Raw genomic sequence first — 11,716 nt, forward strand, 5'->3', positions numbered from 1 at the left:
ATATTAAAAATCTAAGGGGGGGTTTAAATGAATAAGAAAATATTGATAATTGTAAGCTTTATAGGGTTGATATTAATTACTAGTACATTAACATATGCTGATGGATTAGAAGAGGCTTTGAAAGCATATTTGAATAGCTCTAGATTTGATTTATTCGGTAGAAGATATGATGAAACTATATTCAATAGAGACTATAGTCTATATGAAGACCTAAAAACTATACCATTGCAATTCAAATGTCTGGTGAAAATTTTCGACCAAAACAAGTACTTATATGCACCACTTGGAGGGGCAGTAGGACTAAAAGCAATCGTGGGAGAAAAAGCATTTGGTAAGATGTTATTCGAGATTCTAAAAGTGGTAGTTAAATAAAAGAAAGGGGCAAGGTAACAAACCTATGCCCCAACTTCCAAAAGATGTGATATTATCAACATTTGACACAACTGGATTTATGTATTAGTTGATAATACACAAAGTTGAACAGGAACTATAATTTTCTTCTCACAAGTTACACAAAGCGCAATTAATAAATTAGCTCTAACAACACCTGTGGCAGGATTTATCATTATATCTCTTATGATGCTGTTTGTTGCTAGTCTTGTTTCACATGAAATATTGCAGAATTCTGTAAATCTTGGGAGGAAAGCACCCTCAAATACTGATGGCAAGCATAGCTCAAAGAAGTTTGTGAGTATTAATGGGTTTTCTACTGTTCCAATTGGTACATTAGCAGTTAATGTAGCGACGCACTCTTTATCACAGTCATCAGAAAATAAAACATCCATTTCAACAATTACATTTCCAGTAATTCTTATATTTTGTGTTCCAAATATAGGAGTTCCTCTTCCTAGTTCGTCACAATCCTCTGTGTCAGTATAGACTAGTCTTTCACTAGCAAATCCATCAGGTCCGATTGCTGTTACTGGTGTTCCTTGAGCTGTTTCTACAAACTCAGCACCTGAAAGTGTAGTATCTGGAGTAGCAACTAAATTTTCTATGTCACTGATATTTCCAGGATTAAAGAATTTTCTACATCTAATATCAAGTACTCTTATTATTCTTGCACCTCTTCCTAATGCTGGAGAGAATGTCTGATTAGCCACTGTTCTTATTGCTTGAAGATTAAATAATTTTGCATCGTATACTTTCTGTACATATATTGGCTCAGTTACAACCTTTCTTAAGTTACCATCAAATGGTGCGCAACCAGTTGTAGCTGTACAGCATTTATCTGGTAAAGCAAGGTTTATTGGTCCAGATTTATTACCACAAGACATAACTTAATCCTCCTTTACTAAAAAAATAAAATACTTCTCATTCTCAATATATTCCTACGTAAAAATTATGTTACATTCATGTACCTTTTTGTCATATTTCTCATAGTGAAAAATAATATTAAATAAAGAGCAAAACTATGGTTATACAATATATTATGATTCTGTTAATGGATAGGTTACACAATATATTTATGTCAGGAGGTGTTAATATGGGCTTTACAAACGTTCATGATGTATTGATAATGGATGATAAGGAAAACATATATAGCTTTTATATACATGAGAATAAAATTAAAATGATATTATATGATAAAAATACTGGAAAAGCGACGAAAAGAGTTATTATAGGCGATTGTATAGATGAGTACGATTCAGCCATATCTGAAGATGGAATAGTATATTTAGTATGTCAAAAGCTAGATGGCAGCATTATGCTAGTATCAATAGATGGGTATAATCAAGAAGAATATTTTCTTGCTGAGAAGTTTGATTCAAGACTTAGAGATATAAATGTTAAACTAATAGGTAACCAAATACATATCATATACTGTCTAGAATCTAATGAAGGAAACAATAGATTTAGAATATATCACCACAGGCTAAAAAACAATGAATGGGATACAAATGTAGTTTCAGATATAACTATAAGGGAGATTTTAAATCCAATTTCAATTATTAAGCTAGAGGATGATATGGTAATAGGATACTATGATTTAGTAGATAATACTGAGCAAGTTTTTATAAATATATATAGCATTGTTAATTCTAAATGGTCTGATAAAATACAGGTTACTACAGATAGGTCTACTAAGATGTACTTAGATATGTTAAACTGCAATGCTAATGAAATTAATTTATGTTACAGTAAGTTTTTGGAAGGTAATTTTATAGTTACATATGAAAAATATAGAATGTCAAATGGTGAAGCTACTAAAGTAGTTGAACATACGTTATCAAATCCGGCAAATTGCATGTATCCTACCTTTATTTATAGTGATGGAACTCTATGGACAATATGGATAGAGTACAATGGACTATTGAGCTGTTTTTCTGAGGATGGTGGTTTAAGTTGGAGCTTGCCATATTCATGGGAAGAATCTAAAAGAGCTGATTTTGCTAGATACAAGTTTACTACTAATAATGACGCTATAAAGGATGCTTATGATTTCAACTATGGATTTGCAACCTATGGTGAAAGCACTACTTTTATTGGATTTGGAGATGTTGAAGCTGCAATTGAAGTTCCTTTGAAGTCTCAAATTAAAAAAAAAGAAGACGAGGATGAAGATATAGAGAATGATGTAGATAATGAAGGAATTATGCTTGAAAAGGAAGTGAGTAGAATACAGGAAAATATAGTAAAAGAGAAAGAAGTAGATGAATCTATAGAATTAAATGAGATAAGAGAAAGAGTTGAGGTAATAGAACAAGCATTAAAAGCTATTACTGAAATACTGGAAACCAAGTTATCTGAAATAAATTTTCAAAGTCAGTACGAACACGAAAATAGTAAGAAAATTACGGAACTTGAAAAACGGGTATTTGATATTGAATCTTTTTTAAGCAAAAGAAGAGGACCTTTAAGGAGGTAAAAAAGAGATAGATGCGTAACTGAACTAAAAGAGATTCTTCGTATATGTCTAAAATGATAACTTATAAAATATGCCATACAGAGGACGCAAGACTGAAGAATCTCTTTGATTGCTTATATAAAACTATATATTATATGTAACTCAACAACCTCTTTTTATCTATTTGCTGTTATTCTGAGCATCAGATAAGAATCTGCTATTTTGTGTATATATCTTTTTCAAATATTTCTCTTATAGCATTTATGTCACTAGTAATGCTTAATATAAGCATTAGCTTAATTCGAGCTTTTTGACCTGGAAGGTTATCTCCAAAAATAGCACCAGCATTTCTAAGGGTTTTCCCTCCACCTAGATAACCATATGTATCTAGAACTCTACCAGTTGGACATCTTGAAACTATAACAACAGGAATATTTTTATCTATACTTTTCTCTATACCATCAACCATTTCTGGAGGCACATTTCCACGACCCATTGCTTCAATTACTATGCCTTTATAACCAGCATTTATACAATAATCAATTAAGTCGGAGTCCATTCCAGCAGCACATTTAATTAATGCGACCTTAGATTCGATACTATCAGTTTCAATATGATGGTGATTTACAATATCTCTATAAAAGATAACCTTATCATTATCTACAATGCCTAAAGGACCAAACTCAGGAGACTTGAATGTATCAAGAGATAGAGTGTTGGTTTTTGTCACATGAGATGCAGCATTTACCTCATTATTCATTACAACCAGTACCCCTTTATTTTTGGCTTCTTCAGATATGGCTGTACAAATAGCCGCAGATAGATTGCTTGGACCATCATAGCCTAGTTCTGAAGAATTTCTCATTGCACCAACAACAACAATAGGTTTCTCTGATTTGATAGTTAAGTCCAATAGATAGGCTGTCTCTTCTAAGGTATCTGTACCATGAGTTACTACTACTCCGACAATATCATCTCTTGCTACAGTTTGCTTTACAAGCTTAGACAATTCTAACATCATTTTTGGAGTTATATGAGGACCAGGATATTCTCCATAATTAATTGTTTCAATATCTGTGAATTTTTCTATGTTTGTAACCATAGCCATTATTTCTTCACTTGATAGGGCAGGAATAGCTGCATTTAGCCTTGGGTCAACCTTCATAGATATTGTACCGCCAGTGAAAATTACTGCAACCTTTTTATTCACAATTAGCACCCCCATAGAATGAAATTAACTAATAATATTTTAGCATAAAAAAGAAATATAATAAAAGAAATGTAATAATATTAATAATTTCTGAATGGTAACAGGTATTTAAGTTACTATTGGAAATGTTAAATGTGCTTAATATAATAATTACGAAATTTTGGAAGGCGGTTATTAGGGACAAAGCAAATCAATGCAAATAGAATTTAAAAACAAAAAGACCCCTCCGTAGGGGTCTTTTTGCGCATTCCTATACGTTTAGGAAGCAAAGTAAACCGTTCAAAAGGGGTATTGGGAATAGAGATCTCATTTGAGGTTACCAGGGGGATAACCACAAACAAATTATAACAAAATCCGACAAGCTTTGCAAGCTTTTTTGTAAAAAATAATTATAATAGTTATTTAAGGTCCTTTTTTTGTTAACCTACCTTTTATCATTCCAAAATTTCCTATATAATAATAGATAACTAATCCTGCGGTGGTAGAATTTAGATAAACAAGCCAAGAGGATTATTTACAATTAATAAGCCTATAAGTATTTTTTATTATTTTAGGATAATTACATCTATATATAAAAAACTTATTCTTATATAATACTAGATATATAAGGTATATTAATAAAATGAGGTGAACTTATGAAGGTTTATTTAGATAATAGCGCTACAACAAGACCTAGAGATGAGGTAATTGAAGAAATATCCTATATGCTAAGAGTTCAATATGGGAACCCATCATCTCTACATAGAATGGGATTAGAAGTTGAAAAACGAATTGAAAATTCAAGAAAAGTTGTAGCAGAATTTCTAAGATGCGATAAAGATGAGATATTCTTTACTTCAGGAGGTACAGAATCAAATAACATTGCTATTCAAGGTATAATAAACAAAAATATAAAAAGAGGAGATCATATAATCACAACAAAATTTGAACATTCCTCAGTGTTAAATGTTGTAAAGTATTATGAAAACAAAGGAATAAAAGTAACCTATCTAGATTTAGATGAATATGGTATGATAAATTTGGAGCAATTAGAAAATAGTATTAGTGAAAGCACCATTTTAGTAACCATAATGATGGTAAATAATGAAATAGGAACTATACTCCCAATAGAATCTATTAGTAAAGTAGTAAAAAATAAAAATAGAAATACAAAGATACATGTTGACGGTATCCAAGCCTTCAGTAAGCTAGATATAGATATTAGAAAACTAAATATAGATACATTTTCTTTTAGCAGTCATAAGGTTTATGGTCCTAAAGGAGTAGGTGGACTATATGTTAAAAAGGACATTATACTAGAACCTATAATCTTTGGGGGAAATCAAGAAAGAGGAGTAAGGTCAGGTACTGAAAATGTACCTGGAATTATTGGTTTCGGAAAAGCTGTTGAGATCCTAAAAGAAAAATACAAGGAAGAAGCTGAGGAAATAAAAAAGCTTAAAGCCTATTTTGTTAAGAAGCTTAAAGACAAGATAGATAACATTAGAATTAACAGTTTTCTGGATGATAGATGTGCTCCTCATATTTTAAATGTTTCATTTATGGATGTTAGAGGAGAGGTATTATTGCACTATCTTGAGGATAATGGAGTATATGTATCTACAGCATCAGCTTGCTCTTCACATGGAAAAGGAAAGAGCCATGTATTGAAATCTATAGGTCTGAAAGATAATGAGATAGAAGGTGCAATTAGATTTAGCTTTTCACATTATAATACATTAGAGGAAATGGATTATGTAATTGAAAAACTAGAGCAATCAGTAAAAGATATTAGAAGAATAACTATGAGGTGAGAATATTGGATAAAGTAATAAGTGTTAGTTTTGGAGAAGTTGCACTAAAGGGGCAAAATCGCTATTTTTTTGAAAACAAATTAGTAAGAAATATAAAAAATATTGCAAAAGGAATGGGACAAACTAAAGTATACAAGGAACAAAGTAAAATTTACATAGAAGTAGAAGAAGAATTTCAAGAAGAGCTAATTAAAAGACTTAGAAGGATATTTGGTATAGTGAATATTAGTCTTTGCCATAGAATAGAAAAAAATGTTGATCAGATTAAAGAACATGCACTAAAAATATTAGAAGAAGTGAGAAGTAAAAGGGATGTAAAAACCTTTAAGGTTGATGTAAACCGAGCAGACAAAAGATTTCAACCCAACTCAGTCGAGCTTGCAAGGGAAGTAGGAGCATATATTTTGAGAAATACTGAAGGACTAAGTGTAGATGTACATAATCCAGATATACATGTCTATGTAGATATTAGGACACAATGCTATATATACACTGAAAAGATTAGAGCCTTTGGAGGATTACCAGTAGGTACAAATGGGAAAGGACTATTACTTTTATCTGGTGGTATTGATAGCCCTGTAGCAGGATTTATGATAGCAAAAAGAGGTGTAGAAATAAGTGCAGTACACTATCATAGCTATCCATTTACTAGTGAGAGAGCAGAGGAAAAGGTTAAGACACTTGCTGAAATACTAACTAATTATTGTGGGAAGATCAAGATGTATAGTGTTAACCTGTTAAATATACAAAAAGAGATTAATGAAAAATGTCCAGAGGATGAGATGACCATAATCTCTAGAAGATTTATGATGAGAATAGCAGAGAAAATAGCTCTAAAAGAGGATATTAATGCTTTAATAACAGGAGAAAGCTTAGGGCAAGTGGCAAGTCAAACAATTAATGGAATACATGTAACTAATTCGGCAGTTAATTTGCCAGTGTTAAGACCCCTTATAGGAATGGATAAAGTGGAGATAACAGAAATATCTAAGGAAATAGGTACATTTGAGACTTCCATACTTCCATTTGAAGACTGTTGTACAGTTTTTTTACCTAAACACCCTGTAACTAGACCTAAATTAGAAGACATTGAAGAATCGGAAAAGGTATTAGATATAGATAAGCTTGTTGCGGATGCAATAGACCAAATGGAAGTATATGAAATAAGATCCTAGCAAATTATTAGTAAAATTTAATATTTTGTAGTAATATATTATTAAAGTTAATAATATTAAATAAGGATTTTAAAGTGATTTTAGAACTTTATAGTAAAGGAGACTGTGTTATGAGGGTAGGTTTAATTGTACTTGCTGTAATACTTATAATAGTGGTTGGTTTTGGAGCTATTATTGTAGGTAGCTACAACAATTTAGTAAAATTAGATGAGGAGACTAATGCTAAATGGGCACAAATAGAAAATCAACTGCAAAGAAGAGCAGATTTAATTCCTAACCTAGTAAATACAGTAAAGGGATTTGCAGCTCAAGAGGAAAATGTATTATTAGGAGTTACACAAGCTAGAAGCAGACTAGAAACAGCCAGAACTCCGGGTGAATATGCAGATGCTAATGCACAGCTTACAACTGCACTTGAAAGATTAAATGTAGTAGTAGAGGCATATCCTGAGCTTAAGTCTAATGAAAATTTCATAAGGCTGCAAGACGAATTAGCAGGAACAGAAAATAGGATTGCAGTTGCTAGAATGGATTACAATGAATCAGCAGAGATATTAAATAAAAAAGTACGTACATTTCCAACAAATATTATTGCAGGAATGTTTGGATTTAATCAAAGAGAGTATTTTAAAGTAAGTGATGAAGCTAAAGAAGTGCCACAAGTAAACTTTTAGTGGGTGACATAAATGAAAAATAATAGATTAGTCCTTTGTTTTCTGTTGACGATTTTTTTACTAGTATCTAGTATTAGCGCCTATGGAATTGGACTTGATCTTCCTGAGCCAAGTAGATATTTTTATGTATATGATGAGGCTAATATTATAGATAATTATTTAGAAGATTATATAATCAGTACTAATGAACAGCTATATAGAAAAACTGGGGCACAAATAGTAGTTGCTACTCTGAACTCATTAAATGGAAACAGCGAGCAAGAGATTGCCGTACAGCTTTTTAGAAAATGGGGAATAGGAAGCAAGGAGAAAAATAATGGTGTATTAATGCTTATAGTTCCTAATGAGCAAATATTGTGGATTGAGATTGGTTATGGGCTAGAAGGGGCACTACCAGATGGAAAAGTAGGAGAAATCAGAGACAAACAGATGTTTCCCCATTTTAAAGAAAAAGATTATAATACTGGCATCCTAAAGGGATTTGATGCTATACTAGCCGAAGTTGTTAAAGAGTATAATATAGAAAGACCCGACAACTCAGATTTTCAAGGTAGTTATGATGAGTATAACAATAATGGGATTAGAGTAAATCCTTTATTAGTAGCCATAGGTATCATAGTATTTTTGATTATCGACTTCAAATTTTTCGGTGGCTTTCTTACTATGATGATACTTAGGTCTTCATCTAGAGGTAGTTTTAGAGGAGGAATGAGGGGCAGAAGTGGCGGCAGAAACCGTGGAGGAGGAGGTTCCTCTGGTGGTGGAGGCGCTGGTGGTAGATGGTAGAGCGTAGATTAAGGTTCCGCGCTCTTTTTTTGTTGTGGGGGTTTACAAACTCCAAGCATAGTAGTATAACAATTATTGAAGAGATTACAAAGTTTTAATTCTAAAATAGCAGAAGTAAGTAGTTATAAAAATTATTTGTTGGGTAATAATATATTAGTAAAGCAAATGCAAATCATTTGCATTCACAGGAGGAATATACATTGAAAAATAAACGAATTACAAAAACATTCTTTGTTATTATAGCCATAAGTCTTTTATTAAGTGGATGTAACACTGAAGCACCAGCTAAGGTTAGCTCAGATAAGCTAAAAGTATATGTTAGCTTTTACCCGATTTATTTTGCTGCAGATCAAATTGGCAAAGATAAAATTGAGCTTTATTCTGTGATTCCAAATGGTTCTGAACCTCATGACTATGAACCTTCTATTAGAGAAATTGCAAATGTTGAGAATGGAGATATATTTATATTTAACGGGGTAGGAATGGAACCTTGGGCAGAGAAATTGTCTGATAACCTAGCACGGAAAGAAGTCCAGACTTTGAATTTAAGTGAATATGTTGATCTTATTAAACTAGAAGACGAGGATCATAATCATAAGGATCATGATCATGGTTTATATGACCCTCATATATGGCTCGACCCAATTAATATGAATAAAATAGCCTATCAGATAATGATAGAGTTTTCAGAGCTAGATAAGCCTAATGAAAGTTTCTATAAGAAAAGTTATGAAGAGTTTTCAGAAAAATTATTAGAATTAGACTTAAGTTTTAGATCAGGGCTTGAAAATTTAAGTGAAAAAGATATACTTGTTTCACATCAAGCCTTTGGCTATTTGACTAAAAGATACGGATTAGAGCAGATAGCTGTTACTGGGATAACTCCTCATGAAGAGCCAAGTCCTGGGGCTATTGCCAAGTTGCTAGATATAATAGAGGAAGAAAAATTTGAATATATTTTTTTAGAAAGCTTAGCTAGTCCAAAAGTAGTAGAGCTATTAGCTAGAGAAGGAAATCTACAGGTACTAGAGCTAAATCCCATATCAGGCTTGACAAAAGAGCAGCAGGAAAAAAAAGAGGATTATTTTTCATTAATGATGAAAAACCTAGAAAACTTGAAAAAGGCATTGGTGAGATAGATGAATAATGTAATAGTAAGGGTAGATAATCTAAGCTTTGGATATGAAAAAAGACGGGTTCTTAATAATATAAGTTTTGAAATTAATAAGAGGGACTATGTCGGTATAGTTGGAGCAAATGGTTCTGCTAAAAGTACACTATTGAAGTTGATGATGGGCTTTTTAAAACCTAATGATGGGAATATAAAGATATTTGGATTTAATATAGAAGACTTCAAGGATTGGAATAAAGTGGGTTATATTCCCCAAAATGCAAGAAACTTTAACTCTAGATTCCCAGCAACAGTTAAAGAAATAATAGGAAGCAGTCAATATTCTCAAATGAGTATGTTTAAAGTATTGAATAAAAAAATAAAGAAAGATACGATTAGAGCGTTAGAAGCTGTGAATATGGTTAATTTTAAGGATAGTCTTATAGGAAATCTTTCAGGAGGGCAACAGCAGAGAGTTTTCCTGGCAAAGTTACTAGTAAATAATCCTGAAGTTATTTTTATGGATGAGCCATTAATAGGAGTAGATACAGAATCACAGGATATTTTCTTTGAGTTGATAGACAAGCTAAATAAAGACTACGGAATAACCATAGTCTTAGTTACACATGATTTTAGCACATTACAGCAAAGGGCAAATAAGTTGTTTTGCTTAGATAATGGAAAAATCACTATATCTAACTTAGAAAACAATTAATAAACTACAGATTATTTTAACCTACTTATGTATAGGCTGAAATTCATACCTGTTATTAAATTTATCACTTACTATAGAAGGGAAGAAAAATAATGATAATTTTTGAGTATCCATTTATGCAGCGAGCATTACTCATTGGAATTATAATATCCATTATTAGCTCAAGTATGGGGCTTTTTCTGGTGCTACGAAGACTTTCAATGGTAGGAGATACTCTTTCTCATACTGCCTTGGCAGGTGTAGCGGTAGGCATGATTACAAATATATATCCACTATACACAGCTATATTAACAACCTTAGCAGCTTCATTTGTTGTTGAAAAATTACGGAAGGAATATAAAGAATATGCAGAACTTTCACTTGCAATAGTTATGGCAGCTGGAATTGGTATAGCCAGTTTACTAATCAGCATCGGAAAGAATAAAACCGTAGGCATAACCAACTATTTATTTGGGAGCATATCTTTAGTTACTGAAGAGGATTTAAAAATCATCGTATTTCTAGGTGTTATTATTATTGCAGTAATTCTATTACTTTTTAGAGCATTGTTCTATATGACTTTTGATGAGTCTGATGCAAAGTTGAGAGGAATACCGGTTAATAAACTTAATTTATTATTTGCAATGCTTGTAGCTATTACTATAACACTTTCTATGAGAATTGTAGGTATTTTATTGATTTCTTCTTTGATGACAGTGCCTGTAGCGACAAGTATCCAAATAGCCAAAGGTTTTAAGCAAGCTTTTATTTATACTAATGCTTTTGGAGTCCTTTCAGTTATTATAGGTTTAATAGCATCATTTTATCTCGATGTTGCTCCAGGAGGTTCCATAGTAATTGTTTCATTACTTTTACTATTGACTGTTATTGTTATAAAGAAGCTTCATGCAAAAGTTGCAAGACGGATAACTAATAATTTAGACGGAGATGTTTTTAATGAACACAATATATAAAATATATGAAAGTATACAAGAAAAAGGATATAAGCTTACAGTGCAAAGGAAAGCAATGCTAGATATTCTTATAGAAAATAAAGACTATTTATTAGAACCATCAGATATATTTGAATGGGTTCTTAAGAAAAACAAGGATATTAACTTTTCAACCATATACAGGAATCTTGAGACCTTTATTAATATAGGTATTGTAAGAAAAGTAAGCTTAGACGATGGCAAAAACGCCTATCAGATAGTACTTGAAGAGCAACATATTCATAGTCTAATTTGTAAAAAGTGTGGGAGGGTTGAGGTACTTAAGAGCTGTCCATTAGAAAAGATAGATATGAAAGAAATTGAGAAAAAGGGCTTTCAACCAGATTCACATAAATTTGAAATTTATGGTTTTTGTAAAGAATGCTGTCATTCATAAAACTTTTAAGAGCTTCAATAATGAAGCTTTTTTTAT

Annotated in this window: 12 protein-coding genes; 10 read left to right on the forward strand and 2 right to left on the reverse strand. The window is 31.8% G+C overall.

Annotation, left to right across the window (positions count from 1 at the left end):
* The first annotated feature begins 27 nt into the window (after window positions 1-27).
* The gene (locus DW1_RS05750; protein WP_074349664.1) at window positions 28-372 is read left to right on the forward strand and encodes a hypothetical protein; all 345 of its coding nucleotides are present in this window, start codon (window positions 28-30) and stop codon (window positions 370-372) included.
* Between the two features lie 77 nt (window positions 373-449).
* On the opposite strand, the gene DW1_RS05755 is transcribed toward DW1_RS05750, so the two are convergent.
* A complete protein-coding gene (locus tag DW1_RS05755) occupies window positions 450-1,277 on the reverse strand; it encodes a hypothetical protein (protein WP_074349665.1) in 828 nt (275 codons plus the stop codon).
* A 209-nt stretch (window positions 1,278-1,486) separates the two neighbouring features.
* Between DW1_RS05755 and DW1_RS05760 the strand changes: the two genes are divergently transcribed.
* Window positions 1,487-2,869: a hypothetical protein gene (locus tag DW1_RS05760; RefSeq protein ID WP_074349666.1), complete on the forward strand. Its 1,383-nt coding sequence runs from the start codon at window positions 1,487-1,489 to the stop codon at window positions 2,867-2,869.
* Window positions 2,870-3,065: 196 nt separating this feature from the next.
* On the opposite strand, the gene DW1_RS05765 is transcribed toward DW1_RS05760, so the two are convergent.
* Entirely contained in the window at window positions 3,066-4,058 is a 993-nt protein-coding gene (locus DW1_RS05765) for an asparaginase (RefSeq protein WP_347499706.1), read from the reverse strand.
* Between the two features lie 635 nt (window positions 4,059-4,693).
* Here DW1_RS05765 and DW1_RS05770 point away from each other — a divergent pair.
* The 8 genes from DW1_RS05770 to DW1_RS05805 all read left to right on the forward strand — a co-directional run bounded on the left by DW1_RS05770 (window position 4,694) and on the right by DW1_RS05805 (window position 11,680).
* Window positions 4,694-5,851 carry a cysteine desulfurase family protein gene (locus tag DW1_RS05770; protein WP_074349668.1) on the forward strand — a complete coding sequence of 386 codons (1,158 nt, stop codon included), beginning with the start codon at window positions 4,694-4,696 and terminating at the stop codon, window positions 5,849-5,851.
* A 5-nt stretch (window positions 5,852-5,856) separates the two neighbouring features.
* Window positions 5,857-7,026 carry a tRNA uracil 4-sulfurtransferase ThiI gene (gene thiI / locus DW1_RS05775; RefSeq protein WP_074349669.1) on the forward strand — a complete coding sequence of 390 codons (1,170 nt, stop codon included), beginning with the start codon at window positions 5,857-5,859 and terminating at the stop codon, window positions 7,024-7,026.
* A 110-nt stretch (window positions 7,027-7,136) separates the two neighbouring features.
* The gene (locus tag DW1_RS05780; RefSeq protein WP_074349670.1) at window positions 7,137-7,700 is read left to right on the forward strand and encodes a LemA family protein; all 564 of its coding nucleotides are present in this window, start codon (window positions 7,137-7,139) and stop codon (window positions 7,698-7,700) included.
* A 12-nt stretch (window positions 7,701-7,712) separates the two neighbouring features.
* Window positions 7,713-8,486 carry a TPM domain-containing protein gene (locus DW1_RS05785; RefSeq protein ID WP_074349671.1) on the forward strand — a complete coding sequence of 258 codons (774 nt, stop codon included), beginning with the start codon at window positions 7,713-7,715 and terminating at the stop codon, window positions 8,484-8,486.
* A gap of 200 nt (window positions 8,487-8,686) precedes the next feature.
* Complete coding sequence (locus DW1_RS05790) at window positions 8,687-9,625, forward strand: metal ABC transporter substrate-binding protein (RefSeq protein ID WP_074349672.1); 939 nt, start codon at window positions 8,687-8,689, stop codon at window positions 9,623-9,625.
* Window positions 9,626-10,312, forward strand: a complete 687-nt coding sequence (locus tag DW1_RS05795; RefSeq protein ID WP_074349673.1) for a metal ABC transporter ATP-binding protein — start codon at window positions 9,626-9,628, stop codon at window positions 10,310-10,312. It abuts the gene before it with no gap.
* Window positions 10,313-10,404: 92 nt separating this feature from the next.
* On the forward strand, window positions 10,405-11,265 hold the full coding sequence (locus tag DW1_RS05800; RefSeq protein ID WP_074349674.1) for a metal ABC transporter permease: 861 nt from the start codon (window positions 10,405-10,407) through the stop codon (window positions 11,263-11,265).
* On the forward strand, window positions 11,249-11,680 hold the full coding sequence (locus tag DW1_RS05805; RefSeq protein ID WP_074349675.1) for a Fur family transcriptional regulator: 432 nt from the start codon (window positions 11,249-11,251) through the stop codon (window positions 11,678-11,680). The genes DW1_RS05800 and DW1_RS05805 overlap by 17 nt, the downstream gene beginning before the upstream one ends.
* The last annotated feature ends 36 nt before the right edge of the window (window positions 11,681-11,716 follow it).

It is taken from the genome of Proteiniborus sp. DW1 (assembly GCF_900095305.1).
Classification (GTDB): domain Bacteria; phylum Bacillota; class Clostridia; order Tissierellales; family Proteiniboraceae; genus Proteiniborus.

Bases quoted from the DNA above. Each gene is read 5' to 3' on its own strand.
- DW1_RS05750 (WP_074349664.1), top strand. From the start codon at position 28: ATGAATAAGAAAATATTGATAATTGTAAGCTTTATAGGGTTGATATTA.
- DW1_RS05755 (WP_074349665.1), bottom strand. From the start codon at position 1,277: ATGTCTTGTGGTAATAAATCTGGACCAATAAACCTTGCTTTACCAGAT.
- DW1_RS05760 (WP_074349666.1), top strand. From the start codon at position 1,487: ATGGGCTTTACAAACGTTCATGATGTATTGATAATGGATGATAAGGAA.
- DW1_RS05770 (WP_074349668.1), top strand. From the start codon at position 4,694: ATGAAGGTTTATTTAGATAATAGCGCTACAACAAGACCTAGAGATGAG.
- DW1_RS05780 (WP_074349670.1), top strand. From the start codon at position 7,137: ATGAGGGTAGGTTTAATTGTACTTGCTGTAATACTTATAATAGTGGTT.
- DW1_RS05785 (WP_074349671.1), top strand. From the start codon at position 7,713: ATGAAAAATAATAGATTAGTCCTTTGTTTTCTGTTGACGATTTTTTTA.
- DW1_RS05795 (WP_074349673.1), top strand. From the start codon at position 9,626: ATGAATAATGTAATAGTAAGGGTAGATAATCTAAGCTTTGGATATGAA.
- DW1_RS05800 (WP_074349674.1), top strand. From the start codon at position 10,405: ATGATAATTTTTGAGTATCCATTTATGCAGCGAGCATTACTCATTGGA.
- DW1_RS05805 (WP_074349675.1), top strand. From the start codon at position 11,249: ATGAACACAATATATAAAATATATGAAAGTATACAAGAAAAAGGATAT.